The sequence below is a fragment of the Steroidobacter sp. genome (assembly GCF_036402275.1).
Taxonomy (GTDB): Bacteria; Pseudomonadota; Gammaproteobacteria; order Steroidobacterales; family Steroidobacteraceae; genus Steroidobacter.
Map to the genome: position 1 here is coordinate 66,091 of NZ_DASWTF010000030.1, position 16,006 is coordinate 82,096.

Below are 16,006 nucleotides of genomic sequence, written 5' to 3' on the forward strand. Positions count from 1 at the left end.
GTTAGATCCTTGACTCGCGCTGCGGCTCGCGCATGAAGATATACACGAGCAGCGAGCAGAACACGCAGCCGGTCACATACCAGTAGAACAACGATTCGTGGCCGGCGTTCTTGAACGCCAGCGCGATCATTTCGGCCGAGCCGCCGAACAGCGAGACCGTGATTGCATAGGGCAGGCCCACGCCCAGCGCGCGGATCTCCACTGGAAACAATTCGGCCTTCACCACGGCGCTGATGGAACTGTACAGCGAAGAAATCGTGAGCGCGATGAATATCAGGAAGAATGCCGTCCAGGCATCGTGCGCCTGTGACAAGGCCGACAGCAGCGGCACCGTGCCGAACAGCGCCAGCACGCCGAACACGATCAGCATGGGCCGCCGGCCGACGCGATCGGACACCGCGCCCATCAACGGCTGAATGACCATGAAGATGAACAGGTTCGCGGTCGACACCAGCGTCGATTCGCCCTTGGTGAGCCCGACGGTATTGACCAGGAACTTCTGCATGTATGTGGTGAACGTGTAGAAGAACAGCGTGCCGCCCATGGTGAGCCCGATCACGATCAGCACTTCGCGCGGATGCCGCAGCAGCAGGGTGAGTTGACCCGCTTCGGCCGTGTCTTTCTTATTCTTGAATGCGTCGGTCTCGACCAGATTGCGTCGCAGATAAAGCGCGGCGAGCGCCGCCACCGCGCCGATGACAAACGGAATGCGCCAGCCCCACTGTTCGAGTTGCTGGGCATCGAGTACGAAGAACTGCAGCACCATCAGCACGGCGAGCGCCAGCAGCTGACCCATGATCAGCGTCACGTACAGAATCCCGGAGTAAAAACCGCGGCTGCCACTGGTCGCGATTTCGCTCATGTATGTGGCGCTGGTGCCGTATTCACCGCCGACGCTGAAACCCTGAAGCAGGCGTGCGAGGAGTAGCAGGGCAGGCGCGGCGATGCCGATGGTCTCGTACGTCGGCGTGATCGCGATGATCAGCGAGCCCAGGCACATGAGCGTCACCGACAAGGTGAGCGCAGCCTTGCGGCCATGTCGGTCTGCATAGCGGCCCAGGGCCCAGCCGCCGATCGGGCGCATCAGAAAGCCGACGGCGAAAATCGCCGCGGTGTTCAGCAACTGGACGGTGTCGTTGCTCTTGGGAAAGAAGCTCGGCGCGAAATAAATCGCGAACGCGGCGTAGGTGTACCAGTCATACCATTCGATGAGGTTGCCGACCGAGCCGCCGAAGATGGCTCGCAATCGCTGTCTGGCTGTGGTGGCAGTAGCCGCGATCCCCGCGCTGTCGTTCACATTATGGCGTTGTTAGTGGTCCCGGCGGGGATGGTGAAGAAATCTGGCCATAAAAGGAAGCGGTGGACGGCTTGCAGTCATGCCGTCGCACCGCTTCGAAATTCACGTCTGTCAGGCCGACGGAGTCATACCCATCCGTCGGGACCTTTAATGCGCAGATCGTGAATCCCGAGACGAACCTGATTTGCCGGGCCTGCTCTCGCTGGCTTCCGGACCGCTCTCGCCACGAGTCGTTTCGGCGGGGTCGTGATCCTTGGCGCGTTGCTTGGCTTGCTCTTCGGCGCGGCGAATGTCCTTTTCCTCGCTGGGCGATACGTTGCCCGCGTTCTGAATCTCGCGCTGGCCGCGTTCGGACTCGACGAACTCCTTCGTCGCCTCGCGATAATTGCGATCGGCGGTCTTGTTGCCTTCGCCTTCGTTACGCGGTGTACCCATGAGTCAGCTCCTCCGATTCGCGAGCGTCACTGCCCGGTAAAACGCCCGCCTGCTACCGAGGTTCCGCCGCGTGTCTGAGCAAGCGGCGCGGCCGGCGAGGTATGCTCTCAGTGTGTACTGGATACTCGCTACAATTTTCATCGTCGTGGCGCTCGCCGTGCCGCGCCTCCGTCCCGTCGGCGTCATCGGCTGCGTGCTGCTCGGTGCGATGCTGACATGGGCGGTGGTACAGCGCTTACGGGGTGTGAACGACGACGTGGAGCCGACCAAAGTGCAGCAGCGCGGACGACCGACGTCGCCGGCGGCGATTCTGCAGGTCATCGCGCCGGATCAGGTCGTCATCGAGGATTTGAAGATGACGGGAGGCGGCGCGCCGTTCGAACTGCGCGGGCGCATCGAGAACAAATCGAACGTGCTGCTGAAGTCGACCACTCTGCTGGTTACGCGTCGCGACTGCTACGAAGGCGCGTTGGATCCCACGGGTTGCGTGGTGCTGTGGCAGGATCGGCACTGGATCTCGCTCGCCATTCCTCCCGGACAGGCGCGCGATTTTTCCAGCTCGGTCTGGATGCGAGGCGCGGCGCCTGCCGTGCGCGGCACGGTCAAGGACTCATTTGCGGTGGTGGCCGCGTCGGGTGAAATTCCGCCGCCGTCGGTCGAAGCGGACAACGATCGGTAACTCAAGAAACGGCGGGTGCATGCGGCTGGTGTTAAGTTATTCGATTGCGGGCTGGTCGGGATTTTTCGTGATGGCGGTGGAGTTGCTCGGCGGCCGGCTGCTGGCGCCGACCTTCGGCAGCAGCATCTATGTCTGGGGCGCCATCATCACCGTGTTCATGCTGGCGCTGTCGATCGGCTATCTCGCCGGCGGGCGTCTGTCGATGAACGAGCCGAGCGTGCGCAAACTTGGTGCGATTCTGATGGTGGCCGCGCTGACGGTGCTGCCGCTGTTGCTGTTCGCCGTGCCCATGCTGGATGTGATCGCCACCGCCATTCCCGATCCGCGCTGGGGCTCGCTCGTGGGCGCGACCGCGCTGTTCTTCATTCCCACGCTGTTCTCCGGGATGATCTCGCCGTACGCGGTGCGCCTCATCGTGCCGGATCGCTCGAGCTCGGGCCGTCATGCCGGACAGCTGTATTTCGTGTCGACGTTCGGCAGCGCCGCCGGCACGTTGCTCACGTCGTTTTATCTGGTGCTGATCCTGGAAGTGAATCACATCCTGATCGCACTGATGGCGATTTCAGGCTGCCTCGGCACAGCCGCCGTGTTGTCTCGCGGAGAAGAAGCGAATGCGCAATAGAGGGTTAACGTTGCTATTGTTCGCCGCTGGTATTTTCGCAAACGGCTGGGCGACCGCGGACGATATGAAGTTATTGCATTCGGAGCGGTCGCTGTATCGCGAAGTGCTGGTGTACGAGGCGGGCGACGTGCGGTGTATCTGCTTTACACGCTTCTGTCGCATCGGCCGGCAGACCTGCCAGGACGTGAAGCAGCCCGATCGCATCGTGATGAATTATCCGCAGATGATGCTCGGCGCGCTGTTCGTGAAGCCCGAGCCCAAGTCCGTGCTGATCGTCGGGCTCGGCGGCGGCACGATTCCACGCGCGTTGCGCGAAGTCGTACCTCAGGCGCGCATCGACGTGGTGGAGATCGATCCGGCGGTCGTCAAAGTGGCGCGCCGCTTTTTCGATCTGGGTGACAGCAGCTCGGTGAACGTGATCGAAGCGGACGGCCGCGTGCAGGTGAAGCGGGCGCTTCGTCAGCAGCAGCGCTACGACCTGATCATGCTGGATGCTTTCGATCACGAGTACATCCCCGAGCATCTACTGACTCAGGAATTCCTGCAGGAAGTGAAGGCGCTGCTCGCGCCCGGCGGCGTGCTGGCCGCCAACACGTTCTCATCGAGCCGCCTGTACGACCACGAATCGACCACCTACGCGTCGGTGTTTCCCGAGTTCTTCAATTTGAAGCGCGAGAACCGCGTGATCATCGCCGCAAATGGGCCGCTGCCCAACGAGGCGCAGTTACGCGCCAATAGCGAGCGCTTCGAGAAGGCGTTCGATTCCTTCGGCTTCAGTACGCGCAAGCTGTTGCCGCTGTTTTCGCGCAAACAGGATTGGGAGCGCGGCGCGCGCATCCTGACCGATCAGTATTCGCCGGCGAACCTGCTCAATCTGGGGCAGAAGTAAGCGCACGCCCGCGAGCTAGTTGATCCGGCCGCTGATGCGCTCCAGCTCCTGAATGGCGAGGACGACGTCCTGCAGCTGCGGACGTTCGCCTCCGGCCATGTTTTCATCCTGAGCGCGCGACAACAGCTCGGCGTCCTTCTTCCAGGATTCGAGAATGCGCAGTTTCTCGCCGGCTTCGAGCTGGTCGTCGCGCACCACGTCCATGGGATGGTCATAAGCTTTGGTGGGATCGCTGATGACGTCGCACACCTTGCTTTCATGCGTGCTGGGTGTCTGGCTCATGGATGTTTCCTCAGTCGCGGCGGCCCGCGAGCAGCCCGATCACCAGCGCGAGGCCGGCCACGGCGCCGATGATGCCCCACGAGTGATCGCGCACATACATATCCGCGTCGCGGGCATATTTGCGGACGCGGCGTTGCATCCGGCGGTCGTAGAGGTGATCGAACGCCTGCTTCACGGTTTTCTCGGTGCGCGCGCGGGCCTGCTGGACACGATCGTTGGTGACATCGGCGGTTGCTCGCAGCAACTCCTCGGCATCCCGGGCAACGCTCTGCAAATCCTTGCGCAGGTGCCGGATAGGGGAATCAAAAGCGCCGTTTCTCATGGGGAGCCTCCTGGAACTTCTCTGCGTGGGGTGGACTTCAGGCAAGACGTCCGCCCCGTCCGCAAAAACAACGCCATGAATTGCGGGCAGGTTCCCCTGGGATGTATAGGATTTGCCCGAGTAGAACTGCGCCAATATGATGCTCGCGGCAGATCCGTATGCAGACTTTGCACGGCATGCGCCGAGCTCACCGGAGTTGTGATGGCCACCAAAAGCAAAACAACGGCGAAGCGCAAACGCGCTCCGGCCCGACGGAAGACCCCGAAAAAAGCAGCGCCGCGCACGCGTGGCGTGCTGCCGAACGAATGTCGCATCGAGCAGTTGCCGCCCGAGGCGGCCGATGTGGCTTCGCGTATCGAACGGGAGGGCGGTTTCGTCATCGGCAGCTATTGCGAGCCGCTGGGCCGCAATCCGTTGTTGCTTGCGGCGCTGCCCATCGATCAGGTGGAGCCGACGCCGTTTCAACGCGATTTGTCCGATGCCCACTACAAGAAGCTGTCTGGCGTCATCGACAAGACCGGTTTGTTTCTGGATCCGGTGATCGCCATCACCGCGCCGAAGGAAGGGTTCTGGACGCCCAACGGCCGTCATCGACTCGAAGCGATGCGCAGGCTGGGCGCGAAATCCATCATCGCATTGGTCGTGCCCAAGCGTGAGATCGCCTGGCAGATCCTCGCGCTCAACACCGAGAAGGCGCACAACTTGCGCGAGCGCGCGCTCGAGGTGATTCGTATCTACAAGGGACTCATTGAAGAAGATGCGCGGCGACCGGAAAGCGATTTCTCGTTCTATCTGGAAGAGGCGGCGCTGGTGACGCTCGGCTTGTGTTACGAGCGCAAGGGCAACTTTGCGGGCGGCGCGTATCACCCGATTCTGCGTCGGCTCGAAGAGTTTTCATCGGACTCGTTGCAGAAGTCGCTGCAGGTCCATCAGAAGTACGCGGATCAGTTGTTCGAGTTGGACGAGAAGGTCGCGGACGTCATCGACAAGTTGAAGAAGCGCGGGCTGGTGAGTCCGTATCTGCGAGCCTTCGTGGTCGCGCGGATCAATCCGTTGCGCTGGATCAAGGACGAGCCGCCGCCGTTGCCGGAAGTGTTGAAGACCATGAAAGAGCGGCTGGCGAAGTTCAATGTCGACAAGGTGAATCAGCAGGATCTCGCCAAGGCGGGTGGTGCGCCTGATACCGAATGATGTTTTACGGATCGGGTACGAAGCTGCCCTCCGGGAAAGGGTTCGGGCGAGACTGATCCGCGTAGTGGCGTGGCTCCCGGATCACGCCCCGCGCCATCAAGTTCTTTCGTGAGTCGTAATAAATCACGATGGTTTCTTCCGGCATGGTCGAGGCGCGACGAAAGTCGACGTAATGCGCAGGTGAGTCCTCTCGATGGCCATGGCCGGTGCCGAGTCGCTCGCGCTCCTGTTTCGATAACGATTTGTCCTCGCTTCGCGCGTCGGCTTGCGCGGAGGGAGCGGGCGCGGCTTCCGTAGTTCGCTCCTCGAACCGAGGGTGATGGCAACACGGCCGGTGCTCGCGAAACACCGCGACACCGATGACGCCGACATTCTCCGGCCGGCCAGTGCGGGCCGCGTACGAGTTGGACAAGCGAGTGAAGTAGAACGTCGCCACTTCGTCCAGGCTCTTGCGCCAACCTTCGATGTCCACGCCATCCCACGGATCGAGGACGTAGCCGCTCTGCTGTTCATGCGCCGTTTTGCCGCTGATGACGTTCACCCCGTCCACGCTGGTGACGGCGAGCAACCGTTCGTTGGAACGATTACTGACCCGCACCTCATATTGATGCCCCGGCTCGCCCGCCACGTACAGCCGGTCCCGATGCACATAGACGGGGAGGGCATGCCCAGCGGTCCGATCGAAGACTTCGACCTTCGCCCAGCGGTGCATATAGGGCGGGGCATAGTCACGCCCGGCATGCGCCTGCCAGGGCAGCGCGGCGGCGAGCAGGGCCATGAATAGCGAAAAACGGCGCATATGAGCTCCATCCAAGGCGGCTGACAGCTGTAAACGGGTGCATCGGTTGTTTTGGGTTAGGCCGGCAGACCCACCCCCTAACCCCCTCCCGTGTACGGGAGGGGGAACTTAATTTTTTATTTTTCTCCCTGAGGGAGCCCTTCGGTTCGACGACACACTGAACGCATCGACGCGCTGCTGTTCAGTTTGAATCTGCCACCCAGCGCATCGGCACGCCGGCGAGGTGGGGGACCTCCTTCCGGCAGTGTCGAAAAAGAGGGAACCTTTTCGTCACAGTGCGCCCAGGGACGGGACCCAGCGGCACGCGCGATAGCGCGGGCAAGGGGGAGCACGGTGCCGGAAGGAGGTCCCCCGCCTCGGCGGCGTGCGAGCCACCGAGGCGCTCTGGGCAGTACGGTGCCCACGTCGGCGGCGTCCGAACCGCTCTGGTCTGTCGATCCTCTCAATTGAGGGTCTGCGCGCTTGCCCTCGGCGGGCGCGCCCGCTATGTTCGCGCCTCCGAAGGATGAGGCAACTGTTTGCATGGCAATGAATTTCCTGGACTTCGAGCAGCCGATCGCCGAATTGGAGGCGAAGATCGACGAGCTCAAGTTCGTCTCCAGCGACGCCGAGGTGAATATCGGCGAGGAGATCGCACGTCTGCGCGCCAAGAGCAGGGCGCTCACGACCAGCATTTTCTCCAACCTCAGCCAGTGGCAGATCGCACAGCTGGCCCGTCATCCGCAGCGTCCCTACACGCTGGACTACATCAGCTCGGTGTTCACCGATTTCCAGGAACTGCATGGCGATCGCATGTATGCGGACGATCACGCCATCGTCGGCGGCGTGGCCCGTCTCGATGGCCGGCCGGTGATGGTGATCGGCCAGCAAAAGGGCCGCGACACCAAGGAACGCGTTCGTCGTAACTACGGCATGCCCAAGCCCGAGGGCTATCGCAAGGCGCTGCGCCTGATGCACATGGCCGAGCGCTTCCAGATGCCGTTGATCACCTTCATCGACACCTCGGGCGCTTATCCCGGCGTGGGCGCCGAGGAGCGCGGTCAGAGCGAAGCCATCGCGCGTAATCTGTTCGAGATGTCGACCTTGCAGGTCCCGATCATCAGCGTGGTCATCGGTGAAGGCGGCTCCGGCGGCGCGCTCGCCATCGGCGTCTGCGATCGCCTGCTGATGCTCCAATACAGCATCTATTCCGTGATTTCGCCGGAAGGCTGCGCCGGCATCCTGTGGCGTAGCGCGGATAAGAAAGATCTGGCGGCCGAGGCCATGGGCGTGAGCGCCGAGCGCATCGCCAAGCTCGGCGTGGTGGATGAAGTGCTCAAGGAACCGCTCGGCGGCGCGCATCGCGACCCGCAGGCCATGGCCGATACGTTGAAGGACGCGGTGCTGCGTCACCTCAACGAGCTGCAGGCCAAGCCCCTCGAGCAATTGATGAAAGCCCGCGAGCAGCGCTTGCGTGGCTACGGAGTTTATAGCGTCAGCTAAAGGTGCCGTGGCTCATGTTCTCGCCACGTGAGCTGCAAACTCGTCTGCAAAGAAGCGCCGGTGGCACAGCCCTGCTGCCGGCGGATGCCGCGCTCTGCATCGCGTTCAGCGGCGGCCTCGATTCCACGGTGTTGTTGCATTCGTTCGCTCGGCTCGGCTGTTATCGAGTGCGCGCCGTGCACATCGATCACGGACTCCACAGCGACTCCGCGCTCTGGCGCGAACACTGCGAACGCGAGGCGCGAGCGCTGCAAGTCGAGTTTTCGTCTTTGCGTGTCGCGGTGACAGGTATCGATGAGCTCGGTCTGGAAGCCGCGGCCCGTGACGCTCGTTACAACGCGTTCGCGAACGAGCTGCGTCCTGGCGAATATCTGTTGGTCGGCCATCACGCCGATGATCAATTGGAAACGTTGCTGCTCGCGCTGATGCGTGGCGCGGGTGTGCTGGGACTGAGCGGCATGCAGGTCTACGAGCCGTTCGCCGCCGGCGCGCTGGTCCGACCGCTGTGGGATTTCACCAGAGCCGAGTTGGAAGCGTGGGCGAGGGCAGAGGGCTTGCGTTGGCTCAGCGATCCTTCCAACGACAATCTGGCGCTCGATCGCAATTTCGTCCGCCATCGCATCGTCGCCGCACTTCGTGAGCGATGGCCGGCTGCTGCGCAGACGGCGCTACGCTCCACGCAACACTTACAGGAAGCCTGGCGGACATTGGATCAGCTGGCCGCGCTCGATGCCGACGGCATCATCGTTGAAGAGTGCGTCGACGTCGCCCGGCTGGGGGCGCTGAACCCCGAGCGTCGTCGCAATCTGCTTCGCTACTGGATCCGTCGACGCGGCGCTCGACCGCCGTCCACGCGCAAATTGGCGGCCATCGAGCACGACATGCTCGCCGCGAGCGCGGACCGCGTGCCTTGTGTGGCTTGGGATGGATGGGAAATCCGTCGCCATCGTGGTTGGTTGTACTGCGAGCAGCATTTGCCGCCACTCGACGCGGAGCAGGTGATCGACTGGCCGAGCGATGCGCCTCTCAACCTGCCGGCCAGTCTAGGTACGTTACGCATCGCGCCGGCGGAATCGGGCCGCCTCGACGCCGCCAAGCTGCCGGCGAAGTTGACAGTGCGCTTTCGCGCGGGCGGCGAAACCTTGCAGCCCGCCGGGCATGCTTTTCACCACAAGCTCAAGAAGCTCCTGCAAGCGGCGGACATCCTGCCGTGGTGGCGCGAACGACTGCCGCTGATTTACGCGGGCAAACAGCTCGTCGCTGTCGGCGATTTGTGGATTGCCGCGGAGTTCGTGACCGAGCCCGGCGAGCCGGGCATGACGGTCGCGTGGGACGAGCGCCCGACCATCGTCGCCCGAGATCGACCCCGCACTTAGCAATCCTGCTAACGACATAGACGATTTCTATACGACTTCGTCTATCGCCGAAGCGCGCATTGAGATACACTGCGCTCCCGTCGTGATTCCTAGTGATGCGGCTTCCATTCTTGATATGGACCGGGCCGCGGTCACCGACTCTGATCCCCTCCTTCTTTGCGACGGTGCTTTACGATGACGCGTTTTATCTGTGTGACCGGCGGTGTAGTTTCCTCGCTGGGCAAAGGCATTGCCGCGGCTTCCCTGGGCGCCATTCTGGAATCGCGCGGGCTCAAGGTCAGCATGGTGAAGCTGGATCCGTACATCAACGTCGATCCGGGCACCATGAGCCCGTTCCAGCACGGCGAAGTGTTCGTGACCACCGACGGCTACGAGAGCGATCTCGACCTCGGCCACTACGAGCGCTTCGTGCGCACCACGACTTCACGTAATTCGAACTTCACCACCGGCCGCATCTACGAGCGCGTGATCGCCAAGGAGCGTCGCGGCGACTACCTGGGCGCGACGGTGCAGGTCATTCCGCACATCACCGACGAGATCAAGCACTGCATCCGCATGGGCGCGGGCGACGCCGACATCTGCATGGTCGAGATCGGCGGCACGGTGGGCGACATCGAGTCGCTGCCGTTCCTCGAGGCGATCCGTCAGATGGGCGTGGAGCTCGGCCGTAACAACGTGCTCTACATGCACCTGACCTTGATTCCGTACATCCCGAGCTCGGGCGAGATCAAGACCAAGCCGACCCAGCACTCGGTGAAGGAGCTGCGCTCCATCGGTATCCAGCCGGACATCCTCGTGTGCCGCGCGCAGAACGCGCTGCCGGCCGAGCATCGCCGCAAGATCGCATTGTTCACCAACGTGGAAGAGCGCGCTGTCATCTCGGCCGTGGACGCTGACGACCTCTACAAGATCCCGCAGTTGCTGCACGAGCAAGGCCTCGACGACATCGTGGTCGACAAGCTGCGCCTCGACGTGCCGCCGGCCGACTTGAGCGAGTGGAAGCAGGTGGTGAACGCCAAGGCGAATCCGGACGCCAAGGTCACCATCGCGATGGTCGGCAAGTACGTCAACCTGCGCGACTCTTACATCTCGCTGTCCGAAGCACTCACGCATGCTGGCCTGCGGACTCGGACGCGCGTCAACATTCAGTTCGTCGAAGCGACGGACGTGGAGAAGCACGGCACGGGCTGCCTCGAAGGCGTCGACGCCATCCTGGTGCCGGGCGGCTTCGGCGAGCGCGGCATCGAAGGCAAGATCGCCGCAATCAAGTTCGCTCGCGAGCGGCAGATTCCTTACCTCGGCATCTGCCTGGGCATGCAGCTGGCGATCATCGAATTCGCACGCAATCTCGCGGGCCTGCAAGGCGCGCATTCGACCGAGTTCAACCGGGCGGCTCCGCATCCGGTGGTCGCGCTCATCACCGAGTGGCAGGACGAGAAGGGCAAGGTCGAGCAGCGCACGGAGAAGTCGGATATGGGCGGCACCATGCGCCTCGGCGCTCAGGAAGCGCGCCTGTCGCACGGCTCGAAGGCGCACCAGATCTATGGCTCGGACACGGTGATGGAACGCCATCGTCATCGTTACGAGTTCAACAACCGTTATCTGCAGAAGCTGATGAACGCGGGTCTGCGCTTCTCGGGCTTCTCGCGCGACGGCCTGGTGGAAATGATCGAGCTGCCGACACATCCGTTCTTCGTGGCCAGCCAGTTCCATCCGGAATTCCGCTCCACGCCGCGCGACGGGCACCCGTTGTTCACGGGCTTCGTGAAGGCGGCGCGCGCTTATCACCAGAGCCAGCAACCTGAAGAGAAACGCGTCGCCGTGGGCGGCGCCTGATTAGGACCAGCGAAACACCATGCGACTGCTGAATTTCGACGTCGGGCCGGACAAGCCGCTGTTTTTGATCGCCGGGCCCTGTGTCGTCGAAAGCGAAGGATTGATCCTGGACACGGCCGGCAAGCTCAAGGAGCTGACTGCGCGGCTCAAGATCCCGTTCATTTTCAAGTCGTCGTTCGACAAGGCGAACCGGTCGTCGGCCAAGAGCTTCCGTGGCCCGGGCATGGAGGAGGGGCTGCGCATCCTGTCCGAGGTGAAGCGTCAGATCGGCGTGCCCGTGCTCACCGACGTGCATGAAGATACGCCGTTCGCCGAAGTGGCCGAAGTCGTGGACGTTATGCAGACGCCCGCGTTCCTGTGCCGCCAGACCAACTTCATCGTCAACGTCTGCTCCCATAAGCGGCCGGTGAACATCAAGAAGGGGCAGTTCCTATCGCCTTGGGAAATGAAGAACGTCATCGACAAAGCGCGTTCCACCGGCAACGAGCAGATCATGGCGTGCGAGCGCGGCTTCAGCTTCGGTTATAACAATCTCGTTTCGGACATGCGCTCTCTGGCGGTGATGCGCGAGACCGGCGCGCCGGTGGTGTTCGACGCGACGCATTCCGTGCAGCTCCCCGGAGGGAAGGGGACTGCGTCCGGCGGTCAGCGCGAGTTCGTGCCGGTGCTGGCGCGCGCCGCGGTGGCGGCTGGCGTCTCCGGCGTGTTCATGGAGACGCACCCCGATCCGGACAAAGCATTATCCGACGGCCCGAACGCCTGGCCGCTGGCGCGCATGGAAGCGTTGCTGACAACGCTGAAGGAACTGGACCAAGCCGTGAAGTCACGGCCCTATGAGGAAAGCCTGTTATGAGCAAGATCGTCGACATCCGCGGCCGCGAGATCATCGATTCGCGCGGCAATCCGACCGTGGAGGCCGATGTATTTCTGGATTCCGGCGTCATGGGCCGAGCCGCGGTCCCGTCCGGCGCATCCACCGGCGCTCGCGAAGCCATCGAGCTGCGCGACGGCGATAAAGCTCGTTACCTCGGCAAGGGTGTGCTCAAGGCCGTCGCCAACGTCAACGGCGAGATCAAGAAGCTGCTGGTGGGCCGCGACGCCGGCGATCAGGCCGCGATCGATCAGGCCATGATCAAGCTCGACGGCACCGAGACCAAGTCGCGCCTCGGCGCGAACGCGTTGCTCGCGGTGTCGCTCGCCAACGCGCAAGCGATGGCGAAGGAAACCAAACAATCGCTGTTCCGCCTTCTCGGCAACTCCAAGACGCTGCCGGTGCCGATGATGAACATCATCAACGGCGGCGCGCATGCCGACAACAGCGTCGACATCCAGGAATTCATGATCCTGCCCATCGGCGCGCCTTCGCTGTCCGAAGCGCTGCGCTATGGCGCGGAAATCTTCCACACGCTCAAGAAAGTCCTGCACGAGCGCAAGCTCGCGACTTCGGTGGGCGACGAGGGCGGCTTCGCGCCGGACCTGCCGTCGAACGAAGCGGCGCTCGAGACCATTCTGGAAGCCATCGATCGCGCCGGTTACAAGGCCGGCAAGCAGATCTTCCTCGGTCTCGACGTGGCCAGCACCGAGTTCTTCAAGGACGGCGTGTATCACCTCGAATCCGAGAATCGTAAGTTCAACTCGGCCCAGTTCGCCGACTATCTCCAGGGTCTGGTCGGCCGCTATCCCATCGTCACCATCGAAGACGGCATGAGCGAGGACGACTGGGACGGCTGGAAGCTGCTGACCGATCGTATTGGCAAGCAGGTGCAGCTGGTGGGCGACGATCTGTTCGTCACCAACACCAAGTTCCTGAAGCAGGGCATCGAGAAGCACATCGCCAACGCCATCCTGATCAAGGTGAATCAGATCGGCACGCTGACCGAGACGCTGGCTGCCATCGACATGGCCGCGGACGCCGGTTACGCGGCGGTGGTGTCGCATCGCTCGGGCGAGACCGAGGACGCGACGATCGCCGATATCGCCGTCGCTACGCGCGCCACGCAGATCAAGACGGGCTCTATGTCGCGTTCGGACCGCATCGCCAAGTACAACCAGCTGCTGCGCATCGAGCAGGAGCTGGGCAGCGAGGCGAAGTACGCTGGCATCGAAGCGTTGCCCGTGCCGCTGCCCGGCATGTCGTGCTAGAAAACTACGCATGAAGTTTCTCGCCGCCGCCCTGGTCATCTTGCTTGTACTGTTGCAGTACCGGCTGTGGCTGGGCGACGGCGGCATGCGTGAGGTTTATCGGCTGCGCGCCGAGATCGAAGTTCAGCGCGAGCAGAACAGCGGACTGAAGGAACGTAACCGCACGCTGGCGGCGGAAGTGCAGGACCTGAAGAAGGGCACCGTCGCCATCGAAGAGCGTGCGCGCACCGATCTCGGCATGGTCGGCAGAGGCGAGACGTTTTATCAGGTGGTCGAGCCCAAGGCAGCCGTCCAGCCTGCGCCGAGCCCGCCACGCGAGCCGGACAAAGACGAACCGGCCCGCGTCATGCAGGCGCGCGCCGCGAATTAAAGACTAGCGCCGGCTGGTTCAGGCGCTCGAGGATCCCGGGAGTGGAGAGAAAGTTCTGGGTCGTCGTGCCCGCGGCGGGGAGTGCCCGTCGTATGGGCGGTGCGGTGCCCAAGCAATACCTGCCGCTGGCCGGCCGGACCGTGATCGAGTGGTCGCTCGGGCCGTTCCTGGCGCATGAGCGCGCGGCTGGCATCGTCGTCGCCTTGGCGAATCAGGATCAACGTTGGTCGCAAACGGCGCTCGCAGGCGATGCGAGGATCGCGACGACTATCGGCGGGGCCGAACGCATGGACTCGGTGCTCGCCGGCCTCAGAGCGTTGCAGGATCGTGTGGCGGCTGATGACTGGGTGCTCGTGCACGACGCTGCCAGGCCCTGCTTGTCGTCGGCAGATCTCAATCATTTGCTGACCGAGCTGAGTCAAGACGCAGTGGGCGGATTGCTCGCGGCGCCCGTCGTGGACACACTCAAAAGGGCCGACGGCGGTGACCGGGTCGCGGAGACGGTGCCCAGAGACAAGCTCTGGCGTGCACTGACACCACAAATGTTTCGACGTGACATCCTGCAACGGGCTCTCGAAGGCGCGCTCTCGCGAGGCGTCGCTGTCACCGATGAGGCACAAGCCGTCGAAGCGTTGGGATTGCAGCCCAAGCTGGTCGCGGGCGACGCCGACAACATCAAGATCACTTTGCCCGAAGACCTGCTGCGCGCCGAGCGCATCTTGAAATCACGGAGCGCTGCATGACTTCCCATTTGCGCATCGGCCAGGGCTATGACGTTCACGCGTTCACCGCTGGCGCTCATGTGACGCTCGGCGGTGAAAAGATTCCACACACTCACGGCATTCTCGCGCACTCCGACGGCGACGTGCTGCTGCATGCGATCTGCGATGCGCTGCTCGGCGCGGCCGGGCTCGGTGACATCGGCATGCACTTCCCGGACACCGATCCGCGCTGGAAAGGCGCCGACAGTCGCGCCTTCGTGCGTCACGTTCGCGATCTGCTCAAGGAGCGCGACTACGTCGTCGTCAACGTCGATTCGACCGTGATCTGCGAAGCGCCGCGGCTCGGCAAATATCGCGAAGCCATGCGAGCGAACATCGCGGCGGACCTCGGCATCAACATCACTCGCGTCAATATCAAGGCCACCACCAGCGAGAAGATGGGTTTCATCGGCCGCGCCGAAGGCCTGGCGTGTCAGGCCATTGCGCTGATCGAGCACATTTCGGGATGAATTACGTCGAGCTCATGAATCTGCCGTGCGCGCACGGCGGACCGGCAGGTAATGCACGTTTGCGGGTCACGCCCGAAGATTTCGTCGTGCGCGAGTGGCTCGGCTTCGACGCGGATGGCGATGGCGATCATTTGTTACTGAAGGTCCGCAAGCGCGGCGCGAACACGATGTGGGTCGCGAAGCAGCTGGCGAAGATGGGCAAGATCCATCCGCGCGATGTGGGCTTCGCGGGTTTGAAAGATCGCGATGCCGTTGCCGAACAATCGTTCACCGTGCCGGCGCGATCCGCTGTGCCGAACTGGCTCGGGCTCACTGGCGATGGCTTCGAAGTGATCGGCGCCGAGCGCACTCGTCGCAAGCTGAAGCGGGGCGCGTTGAAGGGTAACGACTTCGAGGTCGTGCTACGCGACTTCGATGGTGACGCGGCGGTGCTCGAAGAGCGTCTGCAAAAGCTCGCATCCGCGGGTGTGCCGAATTATTTCGGGCCGCAGCGCTTCGGTCACAACGGCAACAACATCGGAACCGCTGTCGCATGGTTCGAAGGTGGTCCCGCGCCCGAGCGCGCCGATCGCGGCTTCGCCTTGTCCGCCGCTCGCTCGGTAATTTTCAACGCAGTGCTGGCGGAGCGCGTGACGGCGGGCAATTGGAATCAGCTGCTCGATGGCGACGTGGTGAATCTCAACGGCAGCGGCAGCATTTTTCAGCCCGAAGCCATCGACGACACTTTGCGTGAGCGATGCGAGCAACTCGATGTGCATCCCACCGGGCCGATGTGGCACGGCGATTCATTGCTGTCGAAGGGCGCGGTCGCGGAGTTGGAAACACAGATCGGCCGGCGTTACGCAGTGCTCGCGGATGGTCTGGCGAAAGCGAACATGGAGCCGGAGCGTCGACCGCTGCGCGTGCCGGTGAGAGAGCTGCAGTGGCGCATCGACGGCGCCGATCTGCATCTGCAGTTTCGTTTGCAGCGGGGCTCGTTCGCCACCGCGGTGTTACACGAGCTGATCGGCAACGCTTTTCAGGCGGAGACGCCGGAAGCAGATGTCTGAGCTG

At 62.9% G+C, this 16,006-nt stretch carries 18 protein-coding genes; 13 read left to right on the plus strand and 5 right to left on the minus strand.

Annotated features, from left to right (window positions below; genetic code table 11):
• Position 1: 1 nt before the first annotated feature.
• Positions 2-1,297: an MFS transporter gene (locus VGD45_RS14890; protein ID WP_349263278.1), complete on the minus strand. Its 1,296-nt coding sequence runs from the start codon at positions 1,295-1,297 to the stop codon at positions 2-4.
• Positions 1,298-1,444: 147 nt separating this feature from the next.
• A complete protein-coding gene (locus VGD45_RS14895) occupies positions 1,445-1,732 on the minus strand; it encodes a hypothetical protein (RefSeq protein ID WP_331156112.1) in 288 nt (95 codons plus the stop codon).
• Between the two features lie 70 nt (positions 1,733-1,802).
• Here VGD45_RS14895 and VGD45_RS14900 point away from each other — a divergent pair, with 70 nt between their 5' ends.
• From VGD45_RS14900 to VGD45_RS14910, 3 genes are read left to right on the plus strand one after another with little or no spacing between them, the layout of a single operon-like run.
• A complete protein-coding gene (locus VGD45_RS14900) occupies positions 1,803-2,411 on the plus strand; it encodes a hypothetical protein (protein WP_331156113.1) in 609 nt (202 codons plus the stop codon).
• A gap of 19 nt (positions 2,412-2,430) precedes the next feature.
• A complete protein-coding gene (locus VGD45_RS14905; RefSeq protein WP_331156114.1) occupies positions 2,431-3,033 on the plus strand; it encodes a fused MFS/spermidine synthase in 603 nt (200 codons plus the stop codon).
• Positions 3,023-3,922 (plus strand): fused MFS/spermidine synthase, encoded by a 900-nt coding sequence (locus tag VGD45_RS14910; protein ID WP_331156115.1) that lies wholly within the window; start codon positions 3,023-3,025, stop codon positions 3,920-3,922. The genes VGD45_RS14905 and VGD45_RS14910 overlap by 11 nt, the downstream gene beginning before the upstream one ends.
• Before the next feature lie 15 nt (positions 3,923-3,937).
• Here the strand turns inward: VGD45_RS14910 and VGD45_RS14915 are convergent, their stop codons facing one another.
• A complete protein-coding gene (locus VGD45_RS14915; RefSeq protein WP_331156116.1) occupies positions 3,938-4,204 on the minus strand; it encodes a hypothetical protein in 267 nt (88 codons plus the stop codon).
• 10 nt (positions 4,205-4,214) lie between these two features.
• Positions 4,215-4,526: a DUF883 family protein gene (locus tag VGD45_RS14920; RefSeq protein ID WP_331156117.1), complete on the minus strand. Its 312-nt coding sequence runs from the start codon at positions 4,524-4,526 to the stop codon at positions 4,215-4,217.
• Positions 4,527-4,727: 201 nt separating this feature from the next.
• Between VGD45_RS14920 and VGD45_RS14925 the strand changes: the two genes are divergently transcribed.
• The gene (locus VGD45_RS14925) at positions 4,728-5,717 is read left to right on the plus strand and encodes a ParB N-terminal domain-containing protein (protein WP_331156118.1); all 990 of its coding nucleotides are present in this window, start codon (positions 4,728-4,730) and stop codon (positions 5,715-5,717) included.
• A gap of 4 nt (positions 5,718-5,721) precedes the next feature.
• Here VGD45_RS14925 and VGD45_RS14930 read toward each other — a convergent pair whose 3' ends face one another.
• The gene (locus VGD45_RS14930) at positions 5,722-6,516 is read right to left on the minus strand and encodes a hypothetical protein (protein WP_331156119.1); all 795 of its coding nucleotides are present in this window, start codon (positions 6,514-6,516) and stop codon (positions 5,722-5,724) included.
• A 522-nt stretch (positions 6,517-7,038) separates the two neighbouring features.
• Between VGD45_RS14930 and VGD45_RS14935 the strand changes: the two genes are divergently transcribed.
• The 9 genes from VGD45_RS14935 (at position 7,039) to truD (ending at position 16,002) form a co-directional block, all read left to right on the plus strand.
• Positions 7,039-7,998, plus strand: a complete 960-nt coding sequence (locus tag VGD45_RS14935) for an acetyl-CoA carboxylase carboxyltransferase subunit alpha (protein WP_331156120.1) — start codon at positions 7,039-7,041, stop codon at positions 7,996-7,998.
• A gap of 14 nt (positions 7,999-8,012) precedes the next feature.
• On the plus strand, positions 8,013-9,374 hold the full coding sequence (tilS, locus tag VGD45_RS14940) for a tRNA lysidine(34) synthetase TilS (RefSeq protein ID WP_331156121.1): 1,362 nt from the start codon (positions 8,013-8,015) through the stop codon (positions 9,372-9,374).
• Between the two features lie 174 nt (positions 9,375-9,548).
• Positions 9,549-11,210 (plus strand): CTP synthase, encoded by a 1,662-nt coding sequence (locus tag VGD45_RS14945; RefSeq protein ID WP_331156122.1) that lies wholly within the window; start codon positions 9,549-9,551, stop codon positions 11,208-11,210.
• A gap of 19 nt (positions 11,211-11,229) precedes the next feature.
• A complete protein-coding gene (gene kdsA / locus VGD45_RS14950) occupies positions 11,230-12,063 on the plus strand; it encodes a 3-deoxy-8-phosphooctulonate synthase (protein ID WP_331156123.1) in 834 nt (277 codons plus the stop codon).
• Positions 12,060-13,352: a phosphopyruvate hydratase gene (gene eno / locus VGD45_RS14955; protein WP_331156124.1), complete on the plus strand. Its 1,293-nt coding sequence runs from the start codon at positions 12,060-12,062 to the stop codon at positions 13,350-13,352. The genes kdsA and eno overlap by 4 nt, the downstream gene beginning before the upstream one ends.
• A gap of 10 nt (positions 13,353-13,362) precedes the next feature.
• Positions 13,363-13,722, plus strand: a complete 360-nt coding sequence (ftsB, locus tag VGD45_RS14960; protein WP_331156125.1) for a cell division protein FtsB — start codon at positions 13,363-13,365, stop codon at positions 13,720-13,722.
• Positions 13,723-13,763: 41 nt separating this feature from the next.
• The gene (ispD, locus tag VGD45_RS14965; RefSeq protein WP_331156126.1) at positions 13,764-14,465 is read left to right on the plus strand and encodes a 2-C-methyl-D-erythritol 4-phosphate cytidylyltransferase; all 702 of its coding nucleotides are present in this window, start codon (positions 13,764-13,766) and stop codon (positions 14,463-14,465) included.
• Positions 14,462-14,953, plus strand: a complete 492-nt coding sequence (ispF, locus tag VGD45_RS14970) for a 2-C-methyl-D-erythritol 2,4-cyclodiphosphate synthase (protein ID WP_331156127.1) — start codon at positions 14,462-14,464, stop codon at positions 14,951-14,953. Before ispD ends, ispF begins: the two co-directional genes overlap by 4 nt.
• Complete coding sequence (gene truD, locus VGD45_RS14975; RefSeq protein ID WP_331156128.1) at positions 14,950-16,002, plus strand: tRNA pseudouridine(13) synthase TruD; 1,053 nt, start codon at positions 14,950-14,952, stop codon at positions 16,000-16,002. Before ispF ends, truD begins: the two co-directional genes overlap by 4 nt.
• Positions 16,003-16,006 lie beyond the last annotated feature (4 nt).

Excerpts from the sequence above, each read along its gene's own strand:
- VGD45_RS14895 (WP_331156112.1), bottom strand. The coding sequence starts at position 1,732 with ATGGGTACACCGCGTAACGAAGGCGAAGGCAACAAGACCGCCGATCGC.
- VGD45_RS14905 (WP_331156114.1), top strand. The coding sequence starts at position 2,431 with ATGCGGCTGGTGTTAAGTTATTCGATTGCGGGCTGGTCGGGATTTTTC.
- VGD45_RS14910 (WP_331156115.1), top strand. The coding sequence starts at position 3,023 with ATGCGCAATAGAGGGTTAACGTTGCTATTGTTCGCCGCTGGTATTTTC.
- VGD45_RS14915 (WP_331156116.1), bottom strand. The coding sequence starts at position 4,204 with ATGAGCCAGACACCCAGCACGCATGAAAGCAAGGTGTGCGACGTCATC.
- VGD45_RS14920 (WP_331156117.1), bottom strand. The coding sequence starts at position 4,526 with ATGAGAAACGGCGCTTTTGATTCCCCTATCCGGCACCTGCGCAAGGAT.
- VGD45_RS14925 (WP_331156118.1), top strand. The coding sequence starts at position 4,728 with ATGGCCACCAAAAGCAAAACAACGGCGAAGCGCAAACGCGCTCCGGCC.
- VGD45_RS14930 (WP_331156119.1), bottom strand. The coding sequence starts at position 6,516 with ATGCGCCGTTTTTCGCTATTCATGGCCCTGCTCGCCGCCGCGCTGCCC.
- VGD45_RS14935 (WP_331156120.1), top strand. The coding sequence starts at position 7,039 with ATGGCAATGAATTTCCTGGACTTCGAGCAGCCGATCGCCGAATTGGAG.
- tilS (WP_331156121.1), top strand. The coding sequence starts at position 8,013 with ATGTTCTCGCCACGTGAGCTGCAAACTCGTCTGCAAAGAAGCGCCGGT.
- VGD45_RS14945 (WP_331156122.1), top strand. The coding sequence starts at position 9,549 with ATGACGCGTTTTATCTGTGTGACCGGCGGTGTAGTTTCCTCGCTGGGC.
- kdsA (WP_331156123.1), top strand. The coding sequence starts at position 11,230 with ATGCGACTGCTGAATTTCGACGTCGGGCCGGACAAGCCGCTGTTTTTG.
- eno (WP_331156124.1), top strand. The coding sequence starts at position 12,060 with ATGAGCAAGATCGTCGACATCCGCGGCCGCGAGATCATCGATTCGCGC.
- ftsB (WP_331156125.1), top strand. The coding sequence starts at position 13,363 with ATGAAGTTTCTCGCCGCCGCCCTGGTCATCTTGCTTGTACTGTTGCAG.
- ispF (WP_331156127.1), top strand. The coding sequence starts at position 14,462 with ATGACTTCCCATTTGCGCATCGGCCAGGGCTATGACGTTCACGCGTTC.
- truD (WP_331156128.1), top strand. The coding sequence starts at position 14,950 with ATGAATTACGTCGAGCTCATGAATCTGCCGTGCGCGCACGGCGGACCG.